The organism is Bacillus sp. PS95, assembly GCF_037963565.1.
Taxonomy (GTDB): domain Bacteria; phylum Bacillota; class Bacilli; order Bacillales; family Bacillaceae; genus Bacillus; species Bacillus subtilis.
Map to the genome: position 1 here is coordinate 205,355 of NZ_CP150160.1, position 22,733 is coordinate 228,087.

General features: G+C 41.8%; 22 protein-coding genes, 5 tRNA genes and 1 pseudogene. 22 read left to right on the plus strand and 6 right to left on the minus strand.

Going from position 1 to position 22,733, the window contains the following annotated elements; translation table 11 throughout:
- Positions 1-15 precede the first annotated feature (15 nt).
- The 4 genes from NSQ12_RS01195 to NSQ12_RS01210 form a co-directional block, all read right to left on the minus strand.
- Entirely contained in the window at positions 16-867 is an 852-nt protein-coding gene (locus tag NSQ12_RS01195; protein WP_015252968.1) for a MurR/RpiR family transcriptional regulator, read from the minus strand.
- A 16-nt stretch (positions 868-883) separates the two neighbouring features.
- Entirely contained in the window at positions 884-1,798 is a 915-nt protein-coding gene (murQ, locus tag NSQ12_RS01200; RefSeq protein ID WP_017694928.1) for an N-acetylmuramic acid 6-phosphate etherase, read from the minus strand.
- 109 nt (positions 1,799-1,907) lie between these two features.
- Complete coding sequence (locus tag NSQ12_RS01205; protein WP_014475628.1) at positions 1,908-2,390, minus strand: GNAT family protein; 483 nt, start codon at positions 2,388-2,390, stop codon at positions 1,908-1,910.
- A 12-nt stretch (positions 2,391-2,402) separates the two neighbouring features.
- Positions 2,403-2,858, minus strand: a complete 456-nt coding sequence (locus tag NSQ12_RS01210) for a DUF523 domain-containing protein (protein ID WP_003234960.1) — start codon at positions 2,856-2,858, stop codon at positions 2,403-2,405.
- 179 nt (positions 2,859-3,037) lie between these two features.
- Here NSQ12_RS01210 and NSQ12_RS01215 point away from each other — a divergent pair.
- The 12 genes from NSQ12_RS01215 (at position 3,038) to NSQ12_RS01270 (ending at position 11,102) form a co-directional block, all read left to right on the plus strand.
- Positions 3,038-3,112 (plus strand) — tRNA-Glu (locus tag NSQ12_RS01215).
- A gap of 3 nt (positions 3,113-3,115) precedes the next feature.
- Positions 3,116-3,191, plus strand: a tRNA-Val gene (locus tag NSQ12_RS01220).
- Between the two features lie 4 nt (positions 3,192-3,195).
- Positions 3,196-3,268, plus strand: a tRNA-Thr gene (locus tag NSQ12_RS01225).
- A gap of 22 nt (positions 3,269-3,290) precedes the next feature.
- Positions 3,291-3,375: transfer RNA gene (locus NSQ12_RS01230), tRNA-Tyr, on the plus strand.
- 4 nt (positions 3,376-3,379) lie between these two features.
- A tRNA-Gln gene (locus tag NSQ12_RS01235) sits at positions 3,380-3,451 on the plus strand.
- Between the two features lie 230 nt (positions 3,452-3,681).
- A complete protein-coding gene (sigW, locus tag NSQ12_RS01240) occupies positions 3,682-4,245 on the plus strand; it encodes an RNA polymerase sigma factor SigW (RefSeq protein ID WP_014478649.1) in 564 nt (187 codons plus the stop codon).
- 13 nt (positions 4,246-4,258) lie between these two features.
- A complete protein-coding gene (gene rsiW / locus NSQ12_RS01245) occupies positions 4,259-4,885 on the plus strand; it encodes an anti-sigma-W factor RsiW (RefSeq protein WP_038428286.1) in 627 nt (208 codons plus the stop codon).
- 160 nt (positions 4,886-5,045) lie between these two features.
- Positions 5,046-5,867, plus strand: a complete 822-nt coding sequence (gene cdaA, locus NSQ12_RS01250; protein WP_003223651.1) for a diadenylate cyclase CdaA — start codon at positions 5,046-5,048, stop codon at positions 5,865-5,867.
- Positions 5,860-7,314, plus strand: coding sequence for a CdaA regulatory protein CdaR (gene cdaR, locus NSQ12_RS01255; protein WP_024571951.1), 1,455 nt, complete (start codon positions 5,860-5,862; stop codon positions 7,312-7,314). The genes cdaA and cdaR overlap by 8 nt, the downstream gene beginning before the upstream one ends.
- An 18-nt stretch (positions 7,315-7,332) precedes the next feature.
- Positions 7,333-8,679, plus strand: a complete 1,347-nt coding sequence (glmM, locus tag NSQ12_RS01260; protein ID WP_198879015.1) for a phosphoglucosamine mutase — start codon at positions 7,333-7,335, stop codon at positions 8,677-8,679.
- Positions 8,680-9,112: 433 nt separating this feature from the next.
- Positions 9,113-10,915, plus strand: a complete 1,803-nt coding sequence (gene glmS / locus NSQ12_RS01265) for a glutamine--fructose-6-phosphate transaminase (isomerizing) (RefSeq protein WP_015252962.1) — start codon at positions 9,113-9,115, stop codon at positions 10,913-10,915.
- Positions 10,916-10,961: 46 nt separating this feature from the next.
- Positions 10,962-11,102: a hypothetical protein gene (locus NSQ12_RS01270; RefSeq protein WP_129092894.1), complete on the plus strand. Its 141-nt coding sequence runs from the start codon at positions 10,962-10,964 to the stop codon at positions 11,100-11,102.
- Between the two features lie 280 nt (positions 11,103-11,382).
- On the opposite strand, the gene alkA is transcribed toward NSQ12_RS01270, so the two are convergent.
- Positions 11,383-12,294 carry a DNA-3-methyladenine glycosidase II gene (gene alkA, locus NSQ12_RS01275; protein WP_339175695.1) on the minus strand — a complete coding sequence of 304 codons (912 nt, stop codon included), beginning with the start codon at positions 12,292-12,294 and terminating at the stop codon, positions 11,383-11,385.
- A gap of 272 nt (positions 12,295-12,566) precedes the next feature.
- Here alkA and adaA point away from each other — a divergent pair, with 272 nt between their 5' ends.
- The 10 genes from adaA (at position 12,567) to NSQ12_RS01325 (ending at position 22,392) form a co-directional block, all read left to right on the plus strand.
- The gene (gene adaA, locus NSQ12_RS01280) at positions 12,567-13,202 is read left to right on the plus strand and encodes a bifunctional transcriptional activator/DNA repair enzyme AdaA (protein WP_339175697.1); all 636 of its coding nucleotides are present in this window, start codon (positions 12,567-12,569) and stop codon (positions 13,200-13,202) included.
- The gene (gene adaB / locus NSQ12_RS01285; protein ID WP_029317265.1) at positions 13,189-13,728 is read left to right on the plus strand and encodes a methylated-DNA--[protein]-cysteine S-methyltransferase; all 540 of its coding nucleotides are present in this window, start codon (positions 13,189-13,191) and stop codon (positions 13,726-13,728) included. The genes adaA and adaB overlap by 14 nt, the downstream gene beginning before the upstream one ends.
- Positions 13,729-14,244: 516 nt before the next feature.
- Entirely contained in the window at positions 14,245-15,762 is a 1,518-nt protein-coding gene (locus NSQ12_RS01290) for an NADH dehydrogenase subunit 5 (protein ID WP_198879016.1), read from the plus strand.
- Positions 15,763-15,776: 14 nt separating this feature from the next.
- The gene (locus NSQ12_RS01295; RefSeq protein WP_339175700.1) at positions 15,777-18,389 is read left to right on the plus strand and encodes a YbcC family protein; all 2,613 of its coding nucleotides are present in this window, start codon (positions 15,777-15,779) and stop codon (positions 18,387-18,389) included.
- A gap of 76 nt (positions 18,390-18,465) precedes the next feature.
- Complete coding sequence (locus NSQ12_RS01300) at positions 18,466-18,993, plus strand: carbonic anhydrase (protein ID WP_087614228.1); 528 nt, start codon at positions 18,466-18,468, stop codon at positions 18,991-18,993.
- Positions 18,994-19,056: 63 nt separating this feature from the next.
- Positions 19,057-19,347, plus strand: a complete 291-nt coding sequence (locus NSQ12_RS01305; RefSeq protein WP_015252954.1) for a DUF6407 family protein — start codon at positions 19,057-19,059, stop codon at positions 19,345-19,347.
- 57 nt (positions 19,348-19,404) lie between these two features.
- Positions 19,405-19,767 (plus strand): DUF2294 domain-containing protein, encoded by a 363-nt coding sequence (locus tag NSQ12_RS01310; RefSeq protein ID WP_015715144.1) that lies wholly within the window; start codon positions 19,405-19,407, stop codon positions 19,765-19,767.
- 462 nt (positions 19,768-20,229) lie between these two features.
- On the plus strand, positions 20,230-20,532 hold the full coding sequence (locus NSQ12_RS01315; protein ID WP_003234907.1) for a metalloregulator ArsR/SmtB family transcription factor: 303 nt from the start codon (positions 20,230-20,232) through the stop codon (positions 20,530-20,532).
- 126 nt (positions 20,533-20,658) lie between these two features.
- Positions 20,659-21,831 carry an MFS transporter gene (locus NSQ12_RS01320; RefSeq protein ID WP_339175703.1) on the plus strand — a complete coding sequence of 391 codons (1,173 nt, stop codon included), beginning with the start codon at positions 20,659-20,661 and terminating at the stop codon, positions 21,829-21,831.
- A 207-nt stretch (positions 21,832-22,038) separates the two neighbouring features.
- Complete coding sequence (locus NSQ12_RS01325) at positions 22,039-22,392, plus strand: hypothetical protein (protein WP_029317260.1); 354 nt, start codon at positions 22,039-22,041, stop codon at positions 22,390-22,392.
- A gap of 106 nt (positions 22,393-22,498) precedes the next feature.
- Here NSQ12_RS01325 and NSQ12_RS01330 read toward each other — a convergent pair.
- A pseudogene (locus NSQ12_RS01330) lies at positions 22,499-22,645 on the minus strand (MerR family DNA-binding transcriptional regulator); the annotation flags it as partial.
- Positions 22,646-22,733: the final 88 nt, after the last annotated feature.

Genomic DNA, 22,733 nt, shown 5'->3' on the forward strand with positions numbered 1-22,733 from the left:
CCCCTTCAAGATGCCTTATTTTATTCTCATAGATTGTATGGCTGCTCTCGTTTTATCGATATAACCGGTTGTCGTTTCATACTGCTCAGCCGCCATGCCTAAAAACAAAACATCAATTATAAAAAGCTGGGCGAGGCGGGAGGAAGTGGCTGCACTTCGAATCAAGGCTTCATTGGAATGGGCTGTATACAAAGGGACATCAGCCAGTGCGGAGACGGATGTCTGACTGAATTGTGTGAGGCTGATCGTTGTGATGCCTTTTTCCTTAGCCATGGCAAACAGTTCAATGATTTCCTGTGTCTCTCCTGAAAACGAAATGGCGAATACGATGTCGTCTTTATCTGCATTTGCGATTAAAGATGCCACAAGATGAGTGTCTGTAAACGCGGTTGCTTGTTTATGAATGCGAAGCCACTTTTGCTGGGCGTCCTTGGCGACAATGCCGGAAGCCCCGAGGCCGATAAAATGCACGGTATGAGCTTTGAGAAGCAGAGAAACCGCTCGCTCAAGCTCTTTGTAGTCCATCAGGTCTGAAGTATCCTGAATGGCTTGAATGGCATTGCCGGCCGTTTTTTCGGAAATGGAGGGCAGCGGCTCGTGGGGAACAATATCCCGGTAGCCCTGAAAAGTAGGCTTTGCCAGATCGCCCGCTACTCTCATTTTTAAATCTTGAAATCCTTTTAAACCGAGTGATTTGCAGAGCCTGATGACGGCAGCGTCACTTGAATTGGCTAAGGCGCTGATTTCGTTGACCGTGCTTTCGATTGCTTTGTGGGGATGGGCTAGGATATAATCTGCAAGTTTGCGCTCGGATGGAGGGAGCTTATGCTTCATTGATTGGATGATCGCTAAACCGCCTGTGGCCATTCTAGTTCTCTCCTTATCATGGATGGTAATGTTCGATTGCTTTGTCAATGAAACCGTTTGCTTCATCGAGTAATGTCTTTGCTTGTTTCTGATCTGTGCTTGTTTTGAGCATGACGATTGCTGTTTTAACGTGATGATCGGCTTGTTCCAGAGTGTATCTGGCTGTGTCGTATGAAGCGTTTGTAAGGCTTTGGATGATGCTGATGGCGCGTTCTTTTAGTTTTTTGTTGCTGACGTTGACGTCTACCATCAAGTTTTCGTAAACCTTGCCGATTTTGACCATTACAGCGGTAGATATCATGTTTAGAATCATTTTATGAGCGGTTGCGGCTTTCATACGTGTTGATCCTGTAATGGCCTCAGGTCCGACGACAACCTCAATGCTGTGATCCGCATCCTTGCTGATGGCGGAATTTTCATTGCAAGTAAGGGCGATGGTGTGTGCTCCGACTTTGCGGGCGTATCTTAGGGCGCCTGCGGCGTAGGGTGTGCGGCCGCTTGCTGCGATGGCAATGACGGTGTCATTTGAAGTGAGCTGTATGTTTCTTAAATCTTCAGCTCCTGCTTCTTCACTGTCTTCAATGCCCTCTGCTGCCTGTAAAAAGGCTTCGGGGCCTCCAGCCATGATTCCGATGACCTGATCTGGGCTTACGCTGTAGGTGGGAGGACATTCAACAGCATCCATGACGCCGAGTCTGCCGCTTGTGCCGGCGCCTGTATATATGAGCCGGCCTCCATTTTGAAACGATTCATATGCGCAGTCTACAGCTGTTTTGATGTCGGGGAGAACCTCCTGAACGGCTGCAGCGACTTTCATATCTTCGTTGTTGATCATTTTAAGGATGCCGAGAGTGTTTGCTTTGTGGATTTCAACTGTTTGGCTATTGCGTGATTCCGTTGTGAGACGGTGAAGGTTTAATGGTTCTGACATGAGGATGCCCCCTGTTTTAAAATGATATATCTCAATATTCAGTATATTCATTTCTGTTATGATATTTCAACTATGTTTTTAAATTTTTGAAATTTTATTTCACTTAAGACTATAAGAAATGATGAAGGATCAACTGTTCTCCAAGCGGCCCGATTCTTCGCCGTCCTTTATCAAGGAACCCGCTTTTCATATAAAGGTGTTTTGCGCGTATGTTCAGATGATTGACGGCCAAGATGATTTCGTCGCACCATGGAAAATATCCGCTCACAAAAGCGGGAAGCAAAAGCATGGCTTTTTTCGCATAGCCTTTTCCGTGATGCACAGCGTTTAAAGACAGGGAGCTGAGCAGTAAAGCAAATGGATTGTTAGAATAGGAAGCAAGCGTTTCTTTTGATGCATGTAAAATGAAAAAACCGACTGGAAGGTCGTCTTTTAAGATGACAACCGGGTATCGGTCCTGTATGCCCAGAGCCTGAGACAGCACCTCTTTCGGGAGGGAGGTAAAGCGTTTGTCATCGTTGGTGAGCGTGAATGATTGGAGCTCGGGCAAGTGTTCAGGCTTATAGAAGGATAAAGAAATGTCTTGAGTCATGGGGTGGCCTCCTTACAATATGTCGTTAAGCTCGTTTTCCGAAATGACGCGGTAGCCCGCTTGTTTTAACAGTGCGGCGGTTACTCCGCTGCCGGTGATTTTTTTGCCAGAGAATGTGCCGTTATAGATAAAACCGCTTCCGCAAGATGGACTGTTTTCTTTTAATATGACGGCAGAAGCGTTGATTTCTTTTGCGTAAGCCAATGTTTTCGCGGCGCCTTCCATATATAGTTCTGTGACGTCTTCTCCTGAAGCTGTCACGATTTTCGCTGTTCCATTGAGGACATCCTCGCCAGTGCCTCCTATGATTTCTGCGGGTTCGCGTGGGGTAGAGAAGCCGCCGAGAAGTTCAGGGCAAGCCATGACTGCTTTCTTTTCATCGACTAGTTTTCTGATTTTCTCCGACGCTGCGTGAGAGCCGTTATATCTGCATTCAATGCCTCCAAGGCAAGAACTGACTAGTATCATATTGGTTTCTCCTCTCTTGCTTTGCTTGTCTCTATCATAAAATAAATGGCTTTAGTTGGGAGGCTTTTTCAGTTAAAAAAGGAGTTAAAAAGTTTGAAAATAAAAAATTTAATTTTTCTCTTTACAAACAGGGGGTGACCTGTATATAATAACTTTTGTCAGCTCGACGAGAACACAACGGCCCGTTGGTCAAGCGGTTAAGACACCGCCCTTTCACGGCGGTAACACGGGTTCGAATCCCGTACGGGTCACCATTTGGAGGATTAGCTCAGCTGGGAGAGCATCTGCCTTACAAGCAGAGGGTCGGCGGTTCGAGCCCGTCATCCTCCACCATCTTGCCGGTGTAGCTCAATTGGTAGAGCAACTGACTTGTAATCAGTAGGTTGGGGGTTCAAGTCCTCTTGCCGGCACTGTTTTTTCAAAATTTTATGTGGAGGGGTAGCGAAGTGGCTAAACGCGGCGGACTGTAAATCCGCTCCCTCAGGGTTCGGCAGTTCGAATCTGCCCCCCTCCACCATTATTGGGCTATAGCCAAGCGGTAAGGCAACGGACTTTGACTCCGTCATGCGTTGGTTCGAATCCAGCTAGCCCAGTCACAGACACCTTTGATCAAAAGGTGTCTTTTTTCTTTTCGGAAAAATCATTCCAACTTCTAACTGTTCAGTCTGTATAATAATTTTAAAAATATGTTAAGGTAGTTTATTCACGAATTACCATCTACACCCTGCCAAAAATTTGATAAACTTATTTTATAAAAAAATTGAAACCTTTTGAAACGAAGCTCGTATACATACAGACCGGTGAAGGCAGAGGTTAGATAAATATGGAAATGATGATTAAAAAAAGAATTAAACAAGTCAAAAAAGGCGACCAGAATGCATTTGCGGACATCGTAGATATTTATAAAGATAAAATTTATCAGCTTTGCTACCGTATGCTTGGCAATGTGCATGAGGCGGAGGATATTGCACAGGAAGCTTTCATCAGAGCGTACGTTAATATCGACAGTTTTGATATTAACCGGAAATTTTCAACTTGGCTTTATCGAATCGCGACCAATTTGACCATTGACCGCATTCGCAAAAAGAAGCCGGATTATTACCTCGATGCAGAGGTGGCTGGTACGGAAGGCTTGACCATGTATTCTCAAATCGCCGCAGATGGTGTTTTGCCTGAAGATGCAGTTGTGTCGCTGGAGCTCTCAAACACGATACAGCAGAAAATTTTAAAGCTTCCTGACAAATACAGAACAGTCATCGTATTAAAGTATATTGACGAACTCTCATTAATTGAAATCGGGGAGATTCTAAATATTCCTGTGGGGACTGTGAAAACGCGGATTCACAGAGGCAGAGAGGCTCTTAGAAAACAATTAAGGGATCTTTAAGTGGGGTGATGAAATGAGCTGTCCTGAACAAATTGTGCAGCTTATGCATATGCATCTTGATGGAGATATCCTTCCAAAAGATGAACACGTATTAAATAAACATCTGGAGACATGCGAGAAATGCAGAAAGCATTTTTACGAGATGGAGAAATCCATAGCGCTCGTACGGAGCACATCGCATGTCGAAGCCCCCGCGGATTTTACCGCTAATGTCATGGCAAAATTGCCTAAGGAGAAGAAAAGAGCTTCTGTAAAAAGATGGTTCAGATCCCATCCCGTTATCGCAGCTGCTGCGGTATTCATCATTTTGATGGGCGGGGGTTTTTTTAACAGCTGGCATAATGACCACAATTTCAGCGTGTCCAAGCAGCCGAATCTTGTGGTTCATAACCATACTGTGACCGTGCCAGAAGGTGAGACGGTCAAAGGTGATGTCACTGTTAAAAACGGCAAGCTGATTATTAAAGGCAAAATAGACGGGGATGTAACCGTCGTAAACGGCGAAAAGTATATGGCCTCTGCTGGACAAGTCACCGGTCAGATTGAAGAAATCAATCAATTATTCGATTGGACATGGTACAAGATGAAGTCTGCGGGGAAAAGTGTACTCGATGCATTCAGTCCGAAGGGAGAAGAGTAAAGCGCGTTAGCCGCTTTGCTCTTTTTTTGCGGGCTGAGAGGGCTGGCACATTTCACTTGCTAAATCGAAATGTGGTATAATGGGCTCGCTATGTAAAGTACATATGCGTAACACGTAAAACACAAAATACGAAATGACTGAAATCTTGGAGGACGAGGAAATGGCTTTTGAGGATATCCCTTTTTTGCAGTACCTCGGCAATGCCGTTGATATTCTCCTTGTTTGGTATGTGATATATAAATTGATTATGGTGATACGCGGCACGAAAGCGGTTCAGCTGTTAAAAGGAATTGTAGTCATCGTGCTTGTTCGTATGGCCAGCCAATATTTGGGCCTCAGCACACTTCAATGGCTGATGGACCAAGCGATAACATGGGGATTTTTAGCAATTATTATTATTTTTCAGCCTGAGCTGAGAAGAGCGCTTGAACAGTTAGGCCGCGGCCGCTTTTTTTCGAGGAGCGGCACGCCTGTTGAAGAAGCGCAGCAGAAAACGATTGAGGCCATTACAAAAGCAATCAATTATATGGCGAAACGCCGTATAGGCGCCCTGCTGACCATTGAGCGGGATACTGGAATGGGGGATTATATTGAGACTGGCATACCACTAAATGCCAAAGTCAGCTCTGAGCTGCTGATCAATATTTTTATCCCAAACACCCCGCTTCATGACGGTGCGGTGATTATGAAAAATAATGAAATTGCCGCGGCCGCCTGTTATCTGCCGCTTTCTGAGAGCCCGTTTATTTCAAAAGAACTGGGCACGCGGCACAGAGCGGCTGTCGGTATCAGTGAAGTAACAGACAGTTTGACGATTATTGTGTCTGAAGAGACCGGCGGCGTCAGTGTGGCAAAGAACGGCGACCTTCACAGAGAGCTTACAGAAGAAGCGCTGAAAGAAATGCTTGAAGCCGAGTTTAAGAAAAACACCAGAGACACTTCTTCTAACCGCTGGTATTGGAGGGGCAAGAAAAATGGATAAATTCTTAAACAACCGCTGGGCTGTGAAAATCATTGCTCTGCTTTTCGCGCTCTTGCTTTATGTGGCGGTTAACAGCAACCAAGCACCGACTCCCAAAAAACCGGGTGAATCTTTCTTTCCGACATCAACAACTGATGAAGCAACTCTGACTGATATTCCGGTTAAAGCGTATTATGATGATGAAAATTACGTCGTGACGGGTGTTCCGCAAACGGTTAATGTCACGATAAAAGGCTCGACAAGCGCCGTGAAAAAGGCTCGGCAGACCAAAAACTTTGAAATATATGCTGATATGGAACATTTGAAAACCGGCACACATAAGGTTGAGCTTAAGGCCAAAAACGTGTCGGATGGGCTGACAATCTCAATTAATCCGTCTGTTACGACAGTGACCATTCAGGAACGGACGACCAAAAGTTTTCCCGTAGAAGTGGAGTACTACAACAAAAGCAAGATGAAAAAAGGCTATTCTCCGGAGCAGCCGATTGTCAGTCCGAAAAATGTGCAGATTACCGGATCGAAAAATGTCATCGATAATATTTCTCTTGTAAAAGCTTCAGTGAATTTGGAAAACGCAGATGAAACGATTGAAAAGGAAGCGAAAGTGACTGTCTATGATAAAGACGGAAACGCGCTTCCTGTCGACGTGGAGCCCTCGGTCATCAAGATTACGGTTCCGGTGACAAGCCCGAGTAAAAAAGTGCCCTTTAAAATTGAACGGACAGGAAGCCTTCCTGACGGTGTCAGCATAGCGAATATTGAATCCAGCCCCAGTGAGGTAACGGTTTACGGCTCACAGGATGTGTTGGATTCTCTTGAATTTATTGACGGCGTCAGCTTAGATTTAAGTAAAATTAACAAGGATTCCGATATCGAGGCAGATATTCCGCTTCCTGACGGTGTCAAAAAAATCTCACCGTCAAAGGTGACTTTGCATATAGAAGTCGACAGTGAAGCGGATCAGAAGTTCGAGAATGTCCCTATCAAGACTGTAGGGCTGAGCAGCTCACAAAACATTGAATTTCTTGATCCTGAATCACAAGCGATAGATGTAACGGCTAAAGGCTCTCCCACGAATATAAATAAACTGAAAAAATCAGATATTGAATTGTATGTGAATGTTTCAGATTTAGAGGACGGGGAGCATAGCGTGAAGCTTGAAGTGAACGGGCCACAGAATGTAACTTGGTCCTTGGGGCGGAAAAACGCCAAAATCAAGCTGACGTCTAAGAAAAGCAATACATCAACGAATGATAACAGCAGCAATACATCAGGGAACCAGGATGACACAGATAAACAAACAAATGATCAAAAGAACAATCAGCAAGAAGATACAAAGAACACTGATAAAAACAACAACGATCAAAACCAAGACGAAAATAAAGATCAAAACCAAGATCAGGATGAGGATGAATCCACTGCGAATTCACAATCCTCATCGGAATAAAAAAGGAGCGATTATAAAATGGGCAAGTATTTTGGAACAGACGGTGTAAGAGGTGTCGCCAATAGTGAGCTTACACCTGAGCTGGCCTTTAAAGTCGGACGTTTCGGCGGTTATGTGCTGACAAAAGACAAACAACGTCCAAAGGTGCTGATAGGCCGCGATACACGCATCTCCGGCCATATGCTGGAGGGAGCCCTTGTCGCCGGACTTTTATCCATTGGCGCAGAAGTCATGCGCCTGGGTGTCATTTCTACACCAGGTGTATCTTATTTGACAAAAGCGATGGATGCAGAGGCGGGCGTCATGATTTCCGCTTCTCATAACCCGGTGCAGGATAACGGCATCAAATTCTTTGGGGGAGATGGATTTAAGCTTTCTGATGAACAAGAGGCTGAAATTGAGCGCCTGATGGACGAACCTGAGGATAAGCTGCCAAGACCTGTCGGAGCAGACCTTGGACTTGTAAACGATTATTTTGAAGGCGGACAAAAATATCTGCAATTCTTAAAACAGACAGCTGATGAAGATTTCACAGGCATTCATGTGGCATTGGACTGTGCCCATGGCGCAACGTCATCCTTGGCGACACACCTGTTTGCTGATTTAGATGCAGATGTTTCTACAATGGGGACTTCCCCGAACGGATTAAACATTAATGACGGCGTCGGTTCGACTCATCCCGAAGCGCTCAGCGCGTTTGTCAAAGAGAAAAACGCGGATCTCGGTCTTGCGTTCGACGGTGACGGCGACCGCCTGATTGCTGTAGATGAAAAAGGAAATATTGTAGACGGCGACCAAATCATGTACATATGCTCAAAACACCTGAAATCAGAGGGCCGTTTAAAGGATGATACTTTGGTTTCAACCGTGATGAGCAACCTCGGCTTCTATAAGGCGCTCGAAAAAGAAGGCATCAAAAGCGTACAGACAGCTGTCGGCGACCGCTACGTAGTAGAAGCAATGAAAAAAGACGGCTACAACGTCGGCGGAGAGCAGTCAGGACATCTTATTTTCCTTGATTACAACACGACAGGGGACGGATTATTGTCTGCTATTATGCTGATGAACACTTTGAAAGCCACAGGCAAGCCGCTGTCAGAGCTTGCAGCTGAAATGCAGAAGTTCCCGCAGCTGTTAGTCAATGTGAGAGTGACTGATAAATATAAAGTTGAAGAAAATGAAACAGTAAAAGCAGTTATTTCTGAAGTTGAAAAAGAAATGAACGGCGACGGCCGGATTTTGGTGCGCCCTTCAGGAACTGAACCGCTCGTCCGTGTCATGGCTGAAGCGAAGACGAAAGAGCTGTGCGATGAGTATGTCAATCGCATTGTTGAAGTCGTCCGGTCAGAAATGGGATTAGAGTAACGAAGTCTATTATCAGAGAGTGAACAAGACAAGCGAGGTTTACATAAGATAATTGTGAGACATACGGCAAAGTTGTTTAAAAAACAATTGACCGTTTATGCCACATGTTGTAAAATCAAGCTTGTCTTGTTCTTATTTTCTCAATAGGAAAAGAAGACGGGATTATTGCTTTACCTATAATTATAGCGCCCGAACTAAGCGCCCGGAAAAAGGCTTAGTTGACGAGGATGGAGGTTATCGAATTTTCGGCGGATGCCTCCCGGCTGAGTGTGCAGATCACAGCCGTAAGGATTTCTTCAAACCAAGGGGGTGACTCCTTGAACAAAGAGAAATCACATGATCTTCCAAAAAACATGTAGGAGGGGACGATTGAAAGTCCCCTTGAAATTTGACTTTCTTCGTCTCCTTTTACAATCTTAGGAGGAAGAAAAATATGTGTGGAATCGTAGGTTATATCGGTCAGCTTGATGCGAAGGAAATTTTATTAAAAGGGTTAGAGAAGCTTGAGTATCGCGGTTATGACTCTGCTGGTATTGCTGTTGCCAACGAACAGGGAATCCATGTGTTCAAAGAAAAAGGACGCATTGCAGATCTTCGTGAAGTTGTGGATGCCAATGTAGAAGCGAAAGCCGGAATTGGGCATACTCGCTGGGCTACACACGGCGAACCAAGCTATCTGAACGCTCACCCGCATCAAAGCGCACTGGGACGCTTTACACTTGTTCATAACGGCGTGATCGAGAACTATGTTCAGCTGAAGCAAGAGTATTTGCAAGATGTAGAGCTCAAAAGTGACACCGATACAGAAGTAGTCGTTCAAGTAATCGAGCAATTCGTCAATGGAGGACTTGAGACAGAAGAAGCGTTCCGCAAAACACTTACACTGTTAAAAGGCTCTTATGCAATTGCTTTATTCGATAACGACAACAGAGAAACGATTTTTGTAGCGAAAAACAAAAGCCCTCTATTAGTAGGTCTTGGAGATACATTCAACGTCGTAGCATCTGATGCAATGGCGATGCTTCAAGTAACCAACGAATACGTAGAGCTGATGGATAAAGAAATGGTTATCGTCACTGATGACCAAGTTGTCATCAAAAACCTTGATGGTGACGTGATTACACGTGCGTCTTATATTGCTGAGCTTGATGCCAGTGATATCGAAAAAGGCACGTACCCTCACTACATGTTGAAAGAAACGGATGAGCAGCCTGTTGTTATGCGCAAAATCATCCAAACGTATCAAGATGAAAACGGCAAGCTGTCTGTGCCTGGCGATATCGCTGCCGCTGTAGCGGAAGCGGACCGCATCTATATCATTGGCTGCGGAACAAGCTACCATGCAGGACTTGTCGGTAAACAATATATTGAAATGTGGGCAAACGTGCCGGTTGAAGTGCATGTAGCGAGTGAATTCTCCTACAACATGCCGCTTCTGTCTAAGAAACCGCTCTTCATTTTCCTTTCTCAAAGCGGAGAAACAGCAGACAGCCGCGCGGTTCTCGTTCAAGTCAAAGCACTCGGACACAAAGCCCTGACAATCACAAACGTACCTGGATCAACGCTTTCTCGTGAAGCTGACTATACATTGCTGCTTCATGCAGGCCCTGAGATCGCTGTTGCGTCAACGAAAGCATACACTGCACAAATTGCAGTTCTTGCGGTTCTTGCTTCTGTGGCTGCTGACAAAAACGGCATCGATATCGGATTTGACCTCGTCAAAGAACTCGGTATCGCTGCAAACGCAATGGAAGCTCTATGCGACCAGAAAGACGAAATGGAAATGATCGCCCGTGAATACCTGACTGTATCCAGAAACGCTTTCTTCATCGGACGCGGCCTTGACTACTTCGTATGTGTCGAAGGCGCACTGAAGCTGAAAGAGATTTCTTACATCCAGGCAGAAGGTTTTGCCGGCGGTGAGCTAAAGCACGGAACGATTGCCTTGATCGAACAAGGAACACCAGTATTCGCACTGGCAACTCAAGAGCACGTAAACCTAAGCATCCGCGGAAACGTCAAAGAAGTTGCCGCTCGCGGAGCAAACACATGCATCATCTCACTGAAAGGCCTAGACGATGCGGATGACAGATTCGTACTGCCGGAAGTAAACCCAGCGCTTGCTCCGTTGGTATCTGTTGTTCCATTGCAGCTGATCGCTTACTATGCTGCACTGCATCGCGGCTGTGATGTTGATAAACCGCGTAACCTTGCGAAGAGTGTTACTGTGGAGTAATAAATGTTTAACCCCTTTGGATAAGATTGTCTAAAGGGGTGTTTTTATGTCCAAAAGAGAAAGAACGTCTACAGTGGAAAAATGGATTAAAGAAGGTGATGGTACAGGACTCGACTATCTATCGGCCATGGCTATAGATTTAAGATGTTTCCACATTAGGTCGGTTAACGAGGTTAAAAGTCATTAAGACTTGGAGAGAAACTGCTTTTGCCTAACTGAGTTTTCTAATGTTAATACAGATATAAGAGAGCAGTTCCTCATTAAGATACGCTTTTGATAGCAGTTGGAATTTAGCATGCTAGAAATCCGAAAATCGAAGAGCCTATTGGAATGATAACGTGTTTTTTTATTGTCAATTAATAAAGGCAAAAGAATTCTAGAAGTCGCACTTACAATGTACTTGTGAGATTAGGTTTTAAAGTTCATCCTTTTTTTATTGAGTACATTCCGGTTTAAGTTGAAATGATTCAGTAAAGGACACGCCATAAATAAAAGGTAGCGTATGACTCCCATTTTTTCCATGAAAACGATATTTCTAAGATTTCATCTTTCGTAGGCTTTCGATTCATATTACGTAATATTTTTATCGAACGAATTAGACCCACATCATCGATTGGAAAAGCTGTCGGGAACCTAAGGCAGCGCATTAGAACATAATTGGCTGTCCAAGGACCGATTCCTCGTATTTTAATTAAGTTTTTTTCAGCATCTTTAAAGTTCATTTTCATTAATTTTTTCCTCGATAATTCTCCACTTGCCATTAATCTGGCTATTCCAATGATATATTCACTTTTTTTCACCGTCATTTTAATATCTGCCAGGTCGGTAGGGGTTAACCGTGCAATTCGCTCGTACGGTGGGAACACCCAATACTTTTTACCATTCCATTCAATAGAATCGCCAAATGCTTCTACAAATTGCTTCTTTAAGGAGTACGCGAAGGCTAAGTTAATTTGTTGCCCTAAAACTCCCCAACATAAAGCTTCAAATAAATCGGGAATGCCGATCACTCGCAACCCATAAAATTTTCGGGCAGGCATTTTAAGTAATGGATCTGCTTTTGCCATTTCATAAAATGGAGTTAAATCGTTATCAAGATCAAACCATTCATGAATATATTTTACAATCTCTTCCCGTTTCCACTGCTCAACAGGTCTAGAATCGTTTAGGAATTGAACAATCATTTGTTTATTATTGATTACGCTTACCTGCACTAAGGACCGAATTTTCCCAATGGCTATAACTTTTGTAATGATATTGTTCTCTATTTCATACATGCATTCATTTTTTTCCCTGGTTAGGTAGCCTAGGTTCGCATTCATGTCGAATATTTCAGGTAATGTAATGACGATAACATCATTGACTTCATGCCATGCCACTTTTTCTTTCTCCTTATCTTAAATAATTATAAGAAAACTCACGCTGGTTGAAATTAGTTTATCACATAATCATCTTTACTCATTTTGTTATCTTGCTATTACATTCTAACCACCTTATTTTTTTCTATTTATGAGGTTATAGTGTAGTTATCAAGAATGCTAAACGGGAGTAGATAAAAATGGCCCAAGATATAAAAAACGCGTGTCGAAAATTTAAATTGGGATTCAATTCAAACTGAATTAGATGAGCATTGTAAGGAGAGGTGAGATAAATGCCGGATAGTATCAATAACGGACATAAAGAGAGCCATGAGCATAGAATTTCGAATGATGCAGAAATGATAACAGATGAAAAGTGGCAAGCAATTATAAATAATGATGCAGCGTATAATAATCAATTTTTCTACGCTGTAAAGTCGACAGGGGTATTCTGTAAACCATCCTGTAAATCTCGTGTTCCGAAAAAAGAAAATGTATGTATTTTTCCAAACGCAGAACAAGCTCTCCGCGCAAATTTTCGCCCTTGTAAACGATGCAAGCCCACTAATGAAAAAATGCCTGATAGCGAATGGGTTGATTTAATTACTGAATACATTGATAAAAATTTCACAGAAAAATTAACGCTAGAATCGTTAGCAGATATTTGTCATGGGAGTCCGTATCATATGCATCGAACATTTAAAAAGATTAAAGGTATTACGCTGGTTGAGTATATACAACAAGTTAGAGTACACACGGCTAAAAAGTATTTGATTCAGACAAATAAAGCGATTGGAGATATCGCTATATGTGTGGGTATAGCTAACGCGCCTTATTTTATTACTTTATTTAAAAAGAAAACTGGACAGACACCAGCACAATTTCGTCAAATGAGTAAAATGGAGGAAACGTACAATGGAAACAAATAAACCAACCCTTTATTGGTCTTTACTAATGTTCAAGAATTGGAATTTTTATATTGCTTCAACTTTAAAGGGGCTTGTGTTTGTAGGTTCACAGAACAAACCAATCGAGGAATTGTTCGAATGGGCTAGGAAACGCTTTCCGGGAAGTCTTCTTGTTGAAGATGATGATAAGCTTGAACCCTATGCCGTTGAAATCACTCAATATCTAGAAGGAAAGCGGAAAAACTTTACTGTTCCAGTTGAGTACGCCGGTACGCAATTTCAGCTAGCCGTCTGGAATGCACTTTGTGAAATTCCTTATGGACAGACGAAATCCTATTCCGACATTGCAAATGATATAAATAAACCAGCAGCTGTTCGTGCTGTAGGTGCGGCTATTGGGGCTAATCCGGTATTAATTACTGTACCGTGCCATCGTGTAATAGGAAAGAATGGCTCATTAACTGGCTTTCGGGGCGGATTCGAAATGAAGACACTGCTCCTCGATCTGGAAAAGCGAGCTTCATCTGAAATGGATGTTCCTCATTGAAAGTGAATCATCTATAATGGGTTGGATTCTTTTAGAGGAAAGTAAAGACCAGTTTACTGATAAACTTGACAACTTTTAAAATTTAGCATATCTTATACGTAACTTAATAATCGATGCAGATGTTTATTTTTCCTTTTAAAATATGTAGGCCTTTAGCATTCTTTTCATATTTAATTTTAAATATTGATAGGATGAAAAAGTATCCTAATAAAAAAGGAAGAACATGAGTCGATTTATTTGATAATCAGGACTATATTAAAGGAAATGAAAACATAGCATAAAGTAAAGACCAATAATAAGGTAGCACTTCAAAAAACTTCGCTGAAGTTAGTTGAAGTGAAGCCGACAATTTTCAGGATTCAATGATCTAACATAATCATTGAAATTTTGAAGTTGTCGGCTTTTTTGTTGGAAAAAAATAGAGATAAATAAAAATTGAAATAAATAATAGACAAATATGATCTGATTGAAAGGTCTTTTGACCAATAATGAGTTTTAAAAAAGGGAGAATTTAGAATGTTAGTTTCGCTGAGTTTGTCATCATTATTAACATTATTTTTTATTATGCTTATGACTTCTGGGATTAGTGGACTATTGTTTTTACATCCGCGAGTACCCTTGAGTTTTGTTCGCATTCATATTGGGATCTTGGCTTTACCACTTTTGGTTTCCTTACTGATTCTTGCCAATAGTGGTGTGAGTGGAAATGTTGGCCCTTGGCACTTAGATTCCTTAGCTTGTTTAATGACTTTCTTTGTTCTTGCAATTGGATTCATCATTCAGCGTTTTTCTGTACGTTACTTAATGGGGGATCGATCTTATCGAAAATATTTTACGCTTTTTACTTTCACAACAGGAGCTGCTTCAATGACATGGTTAAGTGGTGATCTCCGTTTGATGGTTCTATTTTGGGGAGCAACTCTTGTTGGTTTAACCTTACTTATAAGGTTAAACAGTGCTTGGCAAGTGGCTAGTGAAGCAGCCAAAATTTCTGGCCGGTTATTTTTGTTAAGTTGGTTTTCTTTGTTTTTTGCGATGATGTGGCTTTTTCATGCCACAGGTCAATGGCAGTTATTATTGGTTGTAACAAATGAAAGTTTAGCTGGGCTGGGAGAATGGGAGAGAACAGGGATTCAGCTATTGATTGTACTGGCGGTGATCATTCCTGCAGCTCAATGGCCGTTCCAAAGATGGTTGGTTGAGTCTATTGTTGCTCCAACCCCAGTTTCTGCAATTATGCATGCAGGTTTAGTAAATGCTGGAGGAATAATACTAACTCGATTTTCACCTCTATTTCATGGTGGTATCGCTTCGATTATCTTACTTCTGCTTGCTGGCATTTCTGTATTGATTGGAACTGGAATTAGTTTAGTCCAGGTTGATTATAAACGCCAGTTAGTAGGCTCCACGATTGGACAAATGGGGTTTATGCTCATTCAGTGTGCATTAGGCGCCTATATAGCAGCCATTATTCATCTTATTTTACATGGTTTATTCAAAGCTACGTTGTTTCTACAAGCTGGTTCAGCAGTAGGGCGTCATGAAGTATCGGCTCGCACTAATGAAAGAACATCCTATTTATGGGCCATGGCTGGTCGGATTTTATCCTTAGTTATAGGTGTTGCTTTTTGGCTCACTGCTCCTGGGGACGGGTATCACTTAATCAGTGCGCTGATCTTAGGGTGGTCATTGTCCGTTTCTTGGACTCAGCTTGTCGCTTTTGGAGAGGGCCGAATTGGCCGAATTGCCGGCTTAACTGTTTTAGGAGGAGCAGCCCTCGTATATTTTATCATTCATCACCTTTTCTATAAGTGGCTGCATACAACCATTTTTCAAAGTGTTCAACCTCCAATGTCAGCTGTCATGATTGTCGTATGTCTCTTACTATTTGGCAGTGCTTTAGGTACGTGGGTTGCTCGTCATCGTTCTTCCGTTTTTTTCGCGGTACTCTATCTTTGGTTAGTTCGATTAGGTGAAGCAAAACCAAAGTCAGTAGAGAGTCACCCAGACTACCTTAAACAATATATTTCATAAGGAGCTAATCTGAGATGGGCATTACATCCGTATTAACGAAAGATAATGTAAAAAAGATAGATACAGATATTGATGTTCAAGAAAGGGATCTTAACGTTTTCATTACATCTGCCAGCCGAGTGATTGCGCCACTTTGGCCTATTTCTACATTTGCTGCACGTAATCCGTGGATGGGACTTGAAAACCAACCTTTTGATCAGGTTGCAAGTTGGTTGAAAAACACTCGCGATGTTGATATATACCCTAGTGCGTCTATGATCCGTTCAGCAAAGAATAAAGGTGAGATTGATGAAGATTTTGTGGAAATGGGGCTGCAGCGTTGGCTTGATTCACATTCCTATCACATCCCACGGGACGTGGCAGAGCGATTTTGTCATGCTGCATTAAAGTTAGATCCCCTGCCTTCCGACCTTTTATCATCACATGAGCTGGAGAAATTAGTAGGTGAATGTAGTGGATTGAATCATATCGAGAATGTGTTTATGCAGCCACTAAGTTCGCATATAGAGAATCAAGATGGTGAAAGGCTAGTCAATATACTAGATCATCATGTCATTAAGTGGAGTAAATTATATCTTGATGACTCTCAAGCAGGCTGGACAATGCCTAATCGTGAGGAAGGTTTCTATCGTGCTTGGCAGCATCTCATTCAATATGATCCAGCACTTAGCAAAAAGCAGCGAGATAGGGTAAAGGGTTGGCCGAAAGAGGCACATTTGGGTTTACAAGAAGCTTTATTCGCACTAGAAATCCCAGAGTCAGAAATCCAGACTTATCTTGAAGGTCATTTACTTTCATTACCTGGATGGGCAGGGATGATGCTTTGGCGCTCCCAGCAATCGAGCCACGAACATGCACTCCTAACAGAATACTTAGCGGTTCGAATATCCATGGAGTGGGCTCTTATAAAGCCATACTTACCTTTGAATGAACGATCTAAGAAAACAATTTCAATTGCTCCCCTTATAGCAGCTTGGATTCATTGGGGTGGGCTTACATTAGAAGAATGGTCACAGATGACGGCCATTGAACAAAACGAATATTTATCATTTGCCTACAGCTTTGATGAGAAACTTCGCAAGAAACTTTGGTTAGAAGCTTGGGAACAAACGTACACTGATCGATTAAGCCAGAAGATTATCTCGAAACAACGTGAAACCGGCCGTAAAAAATCTGCATTAGCTCAATTAGCATTCTGCATCGATGTACGATCAGAACCTTTTCGTCGTCAACTAGAAAAAGAAGGCCCGTTTGAAACGATTGGTATTGCTGGTTTCTTCGGGGTGCCGATTGCAACTTGTGAACTTGGCAGTAAACACAGTCATGCTTCCTTGCCGATCATACAAAAACCGCAAAATAAAATAAAAGAGTTCGCAGATGAGGATGTATTCAAAAAATACAATCAACGGAAGCAAGCAATTCATTCTTTAAGCCATACCTTTAAAACGATGAAGCAGAATGCGCTTTCGAGCTTACTACTGCCTGAGCTAAGCGGACCTTGGCTTACTCTGCAAATGGCAGCCCGTAGCTTTGTGCCAAGAAAGGCGGGTCGTTTCATTCGTAATCTCCGTGAGGCTTGGTTGCGCAAACCTGATACAAAACTCTCGCTTCATCATGATGCTACAGAGGCAGAAATACCTGTGGGTTTTACTGATGAAGAAAAAGTGAACTATGCTCGCCAAGCATTAAAAATGATGGGGTTAACAGAGAACATCGCACCATTGGTCGTGATTTGCGGGCATGGCAGTCAAAGTACTAATAATCCTTATTCTGCAGCCCTTGATTGTGGTGCCTGCGGTGGAGCGGCCGGTGGATTCAATGCAAGAGTTTTAGCTGCTTTATGTAATCTATCAGAGGTACGAGAAGTTCTTTTAACTGAAGGAATTAAAATCCCTGAGGATACGGTTTTTGCGGCAGCTGAACATAATACAACGGTGGATGAATTACATTGGCTTTATGTACCAGAGCTTTCCGAAGCTGCACAAGAAGCATTTGAACAAATTGAAGCCGTTATGCCGAAAGTGAGACATCATGTAAACGCAGAACGTCTAGCCCAATTACCGAATTTCCAATCGAAGCTAAAAAATCCGAAGGCTGAGGCAAACCGATTTGCGGAAGATTGGAGTGAGATACGTCCGGAATGGGGACTGGCTCGTAATGCCGCCTTTATTATCGGTAAACGTGAACTAACTCAGGATTGTGATTTGGAAGGCAGAGCCTTTCTCCATAATTATGATTGGAAGCAGGATGAAAGCGGTGAACTCCTAGCAAATATTATTGCAGGACCTGGAACTGTAGCCCAATGGATTAATTTACAATATTACGCATCAACGGTAGCACCTCATTATTATGGCAGCGGAAATAAAGCAACTCAAACCGTTACTGCAGGTCTCGGCGTTATGCAGGGGAATGCAAGCGACTTGTTAGCCGGACTGCCTTGGCAATCCGTCATGGAATCAGATCACGAGGCCTATCATTCTCCTCTTCGTTTATTGATACTCATCCAAGCACCTAGAGAATATGTAGAACGGTTATTAAATCATGACTCAGCATTTCTGCAAAAAGTTCAAAATGGATGGGTCCGACTGGCTAATATTGATCCAGAAGGATGTTGGGAAAGCTGGTAATGATGAATCTAAACATTTATCAAATGGATTTGTTATTCAAAATAAAAATGATAAACATAAGGAAGAGGTGTGCTGTATGAATGTAAACCAAAATAAAAAAGTATTATTTTTGACGGATATTGAAAACGGTTTGGAGCCTATTTTACAAGAAGCGACTAACACTTCTGCAGAGAATATGTTGACTATACAAAGCTATGGTGCCGGTATTTCACATCCTTATGGAGAAATCATGAGGTCTGTTATTTTTGCGATTTACCAGGAAGATGTTGAGGAGATTTTTGTAGTAGGAACAAAAGATAAGAAGACTTCCGCAGGTAATGGACTAACTCAACTTGAAACAATGAAAGATAAAATACAAACATTGGATTATCTCTTTCAAAATTGCAAGCCTGAATTTTTAGGTGGTACGGTCGATGAATGGCTAAATGAAAATAGCAGTGACACCATTGAAAAAAGTGTTGATATGATTCGACATCATCCCCTAGTGCCGTCATATGTTAAAGTTAGAGGTTTATTCGTTCATCATAAGGATGGAAAACCCTCAATCGTGGAGGTTCCTGATGTTAAAACAGTTCAAGCCTTACCTGATCATTGCTTGTCATGATGAAATGCAGGTTTAACTTCTAAACGCATCCATATATGGAGAAAGCAGTTCTAAGGAGATTGTATGAGCGCTAATTTAACTGATTTTGTCACGAAAACAATAGAGGACATGAACTCGTTTGATCGTGAAAATATGGAATGTATGAAAAAACTAATTAGAAAAGCAATTGATTTTTATCATCTAAAGTCTTATGAAGAAGTTGAGGAAACCCATTCAGGAAATGTTCGATTTTTGCATGTCCACTCTATGATGGAAGAAAATATGTTATCCAAAATGATAGTGGTCACAAGAAACGGTAAAACTGATTTGGATATTGAAGGTGTATATGAAGGATATGTTGTAAGAGAATATTAATGAGACGAAATCACAAATAGAATATGCCAATTTTTTTGCTCAGGAGATGTATTAGATATGAAAAAGTCTAAGGGTTCTATTGAATCAGAGATCAGTAAGTCCATCACTCAATGGGAGAAGGATTATCTTGGACGGGGGTCTGTATCTGTTAAGACTGATATACTGCGGGACATGATCATCGTCAATTTAAAAGGGATTTTAACACCAGCCGAATATGTAGTTTGTGGATCAAAAGAGGGTATGTTATCTATCAAACAAACTCGTTCGGAGTTAGTCGAATCAGGTATAGAAGGCCTTAAGGATATTATCTTAAAAATAACCGGAGAAAAAGTGAAAAGTTTTCATACTGATTTAAGCTCCCGGACAGGTGAACGAGTGATGGTATTTAAATTATGTAATGATCTAGAGAAAAATCTTTAATGTAAATGTTTTATGATCACTGATATTCAAGCCAGCAGAGGGCTGAAGGCATTATGGTTATTCATAAGTTGTAATATTTTTTATTCATAACCTAAGCGGACATAAAGAGATGTCAATTCATAGTACACTGACTTGTTATTCCTGTCGAAAGATCTAACATCCGCTGTTGTTATGAGCGGATGTTTTTTTACATCTATTTTAAATACATGAATTTGATGCTGGTGATTAGTCACTTGAACAATATTAAATTCATTTTAATTGAAAACATCCTTGTCACCTGCCGGGTTTCCCCAAGTGTTTAGTGACATGATTATGAGACCAATTTCGTAAAGCTTGATGATAAATTTAAGAGGTGAACAAAATTGATATGCTGTCTTCAGTTTCATTTCACGGAATTAGCTTTAATTAAATATATCCAAAAAACGGATTGACATATCGGAATATAACGATATAATAATCCATATGGAACCAATTGAAGTATTCAAAGCCTTATCAAATGAATCAAGGCTGCAAATTTTACAATGGCTGAAGGAGCCCGATCGTCATTTTGCACCCCATGAAGGGATTGATATGAACACAATCGGGGTATGTGTCAGTCAAATAACAGACAAATTGAAAATGACGCAATCGACAGCTTCTCAATATCTTACCATCCTTTTAAGAGCCGGCTTGATTAAGGCGGAGCGTATTGGAAAGTACACATATTACAAAAGAGATGAAGAAGCCATTGGGAAACTTGCTGACTTTCTTAAAACAGAGATATAAAAATAAACATCAAAAGATGTTTATTTTTACACCATACATATCGACATATTACGATGTGTTTATTTTTTATAATAACATATCGATAATTCGTGATATGTTTATTAATAATTAAGGAGTGAATGTTTTATGTCTAACACTTGGAAAATTTATATTTTAGCCATTGTCAGCTTTTTAGTTGGAACCTCAGAGTACATCATTTCCGGAATTTTGGATCAAATTGCTCATACTCTCGGGATCACTTTAGCTGCCGCGGGCCAGCTTATTACCATTTTCTCACTTGTATATGCTCTTTCTACACCCGTACTTATGGCGTTGACAGCAAGTATGGATAGACGCAAATTGATGATGTATGCCCTAGGTTTGTTTGTGTTCGGTAATGTCCTGGCTTTTGTACTGCCTGGTTATGGATGGTTTATTGCAGCGCGGATCATTATGGCGATGGGAGCAGGTGTGGTGGTTGTCACCGCATTAACGATTGCCGCTAAGATTGCATCGGAAGGGAAGCAGGGAAGTGCCATTGCTACGGTCGTGATGGGATTTACCGCTTCTTTAATCATTGGTGTTCCGCTTGGAAGAATGATAGCAGTAGCATTAGGCTGGAAGTCTGTATTTGGAGCAATTGCTTTGTTGGGATTGATCGCAATGGTCGTTATTTTCTTTACTCTTCCGCATACTGAAGGGGATAAGCCTGTGCCTTTGCTTCAACAGCTTGCTCTTTTCAAAAAACGGAAAGTGGCTATGGGATTATCAATCACTTTCTTCTGGCTCGGGGGATATTCTGTTGCTTACACTTATTTGTCACCGTATCTCTTGAACATCTCAGGTATAAATGGCAAGTTGCTTAGCGGTGTTTTGCTTATATTTGGAATTGCCAGTTTAGTTGGATCAAAGTTTGGGGGATTTAGCACCGATAAATGGGGAGTGCCCTTTACACTCGTTGGCGGGATGACGTTGCATATCGTCACACTGATTCTTCTGTCACTTGTTACTCATTCCTATATCGGAGTGTTGGTGATTCTCATATTATGGTCGTTTGCCGCATGGTCCACCGGTCCGACACAGCAATTTCACCTGGCTACAATAGAACCGGAAATGTCTGGTGTTTTGCTTAGCATGAATCAGTCAATGATGCAATTCGCCATGGCGGTCGGCGCAGGAATAGGAGGGGTTTTTGTGGAAAACGTATCATTGGCCTCGATTACCTGGGTTGGTGCGTTAGGGGTTATGATTGCCATTATTGCATCATTGCTGATTTTCAATTCGCAACCGAAACAAGCGCTAAAAGATATCAATCAATAATTTCGAAAGATCTAACATCCGCTCGTTATACAAGCGGGTGTTTTTTTATAGGCTCAAGTAGAAGGCACACTGAAGCTGAAAGGGATTTTTGCCGACGGAGAGCAGAAGCACAGCAAGTTATAATATACTAGGAAGGGAAATAACGGTATGGCAGAAGGGTTCTAGCGCTTCTCGCCTGTAAGATCATTACTTTGAGGATGTGTCATCGTGAATCAAAAGACGTACATTGAAATGAGCAGGACATCGCAGTACATCAACAAAATGAGAGAGTATTCAGTGCTAATTGATGGGGCTGAGATGGGAACTATCAAAGATGGAGGAAGGCTGCGAATTGATTTACCGCCTGGTGAGCATGTTATTCAAGTGAAGATTGCTTGGTGTACAAGCCCAACTTTGAGGTTTACTTTAGCGGAAGGAGAAGTGTTGAAGTTTAGATGCGGAAGTCCGCTTCGAGGTTGGAAGTTGCTTTTGGCACTTTTTTCTGTTTTGGGCCGTCCTGAAAATTATCTGTTTATCGAGCAGGAAGAAGAGAAAAAGCTTTGTGGTGACTTTGTTGTGTGAATAAATAGGAATAAATAGATTAAATACCCCTGAATTATGTTTTGTGAAAGATTGATATAAGCGGTAGCCTTCTCAATGTCGTTCTCGGTTGGAGAAGGCTGCGTATAAGAAATTCTCGGACTTTGCGGATAGACCTTCCGATTTCAGGATTAATGTCTTCTGGGTGGATGAGTCCGATTTCATCATAGTATCGCAGTGTTTTTGTTGATACTTTGCATATCTTTGAAAATTCGCCGATCGATAGCCGAGTGATCACCTCTATGCTCCAAATGTACACCTTTCCGTAAGGGCAAAGTTAAATGTGAAAATAAAACTGTTCCAAAGTTAATCAGTTATTTATT

What these genes read in the sequence shown, in the direction of transcription:
- adaB (WP_029317265.1), top strand. Translation starts at nt 13,189, where the DNA reads ATGGAAACAAATAAACCAACCCTTTATTGGTCTTTACTAATGTTCAAG.
- NSQ12_RS01310 (WP_015715144.1), top strand. Translation starts at nt 19,405, where the DNA reads ATGAAAAAGTCTAAGGGTTCTATTGAATCAGAGATCAGTAAGTCCATC.
- NSQ12_RS01195 (WP_015252968.1), bottom strand. Translation starts at nt 867, where the DNA reads ATGGCCACAGGCGGTTTAGCGATCATCCAATCAATGAAGCATAAGCTC.
- NSQ12_RS01305 (WP_015252954.1), top strand. Translation starts at nt 19,057, where the DNA reads ATGAGCGCTAATTTAACTGATTTTGTCACGAAAACAATAGAGGACATG.
- glmM (WP_198879015.1), top strand. Translation starts at nt 7,333, where the DNA reads ATGGGCAAGTATTTTGGAACAGACGGTGTAAGAGGTGTCGCCAATAGT.
- NSQ12_RS01300 (WP_087614228.1), top strand. Translation starts at nt 18,466, where the DNA reads ATGAATGTAAACCAAAATAAAAAAGTATTATTTTTGACGGATATTGAA.
- NSQ12_RS01295 (WP_339175700.1), top strand. Translation starts at nt 15,777, where the DNA reads ATGGGCATTACATCCGTATTAACGAAAGATAATGTAAAAAAGATAGAT.
- cdaR (WP_024571951.1), top strand. Translation starts at nt 5,860, where the DNA reads ATGGATAAATTCTTAAACAACCGCTGGGCTGTGAAAATCATTGCTCTG.
- sigW (WP_014478649.1), top strand. Translation starts at nt 3,682, where the DNA reads ATGGAAATGATGATTAAAAAAAGAATTAAACAAGTCAAAAAAGGCGAC.
- murQ (WP_017694928.1), bottom strand. Translation starts at nt 1,798, where the DNA reads ATGTCAGAACCATTAAACCTTCACCGTCTCACAACGGAATCACGCAAT.
- NSQ12_RS01210 (WP_003234960.1), bottom strand. Translation starts at nt 2,858, where the DNA reads ATGATACTAGTCAGTTCTTGCCTTGGAGGCATTGAATGCAGATATAAC.
- adaA (WP_339175697.1), top strand. Translation starts at nt 12,567, where the DNA reads ATGCCGGATAGTATCAATAACGGACATAAAGAGAGCCATGAGCATAGA.
- NSQ12_RS01270 (WP_129092894.1), top strand. Translation starts at nt 10,962, where the DNA reads ATGTCCAAAAGAGAAAGAACGTCTACAGTGGAAAAATGGATTAAAGAA.
- glmS (WP_015252962.1), top strand. Translation starts at nt 9,113, where the DNA reads ATGTGTGGAATCGTAGGTTATATCGGTCAGCTTGATGCGAAGGAAATT.
- NSQ12_RS01315 (WP_003234907.1), top strand. Translation starts at nt 20,230, where the DNA reads ATGGAACCAATTGAAGTATTCAAAGCCTTATCAAATGAATCAAGGCTG.
- NSQ12_RS01290 (WP_198879016.1), top strand. Translation starts at nt 14,245, where the DNA reads ATGTTAGTTTCGCTGAGTTTGTCATCATTATTAACATTATTTTTTATT.
- cdaA (WP_003223651.1), top strand. Translation starts at nt 5,046, where the DNA reads ATGGCTTTTGAGGATATCCCTTTTTTGCAGTACCTCGGCAATGCCGTT.
- NSQ12_RS01205 (WP_014475628.1), bottom strand. Translation starts at nt 2,390, where the DNA reads ATGACTCAAGACATTTCTTTATCCTTCTATAAGCCTGAACACTTGCCC.
- NSQ12_RS01320 (WP_339175703.1), top strand. Translation starts at nt 20,659, where the DNA reads ATGTCTAACACTTGGAAAATTTATATTTTAGCCATTGTCAGCTTTTTA.
- rsiW (WP_038428286.1), top strand. Translation starts at nt 4,259, where the DNA reads ATGAGCTGTCCTGAACAAATTGTGCAGCTTATGCATATGCATCTTGAT.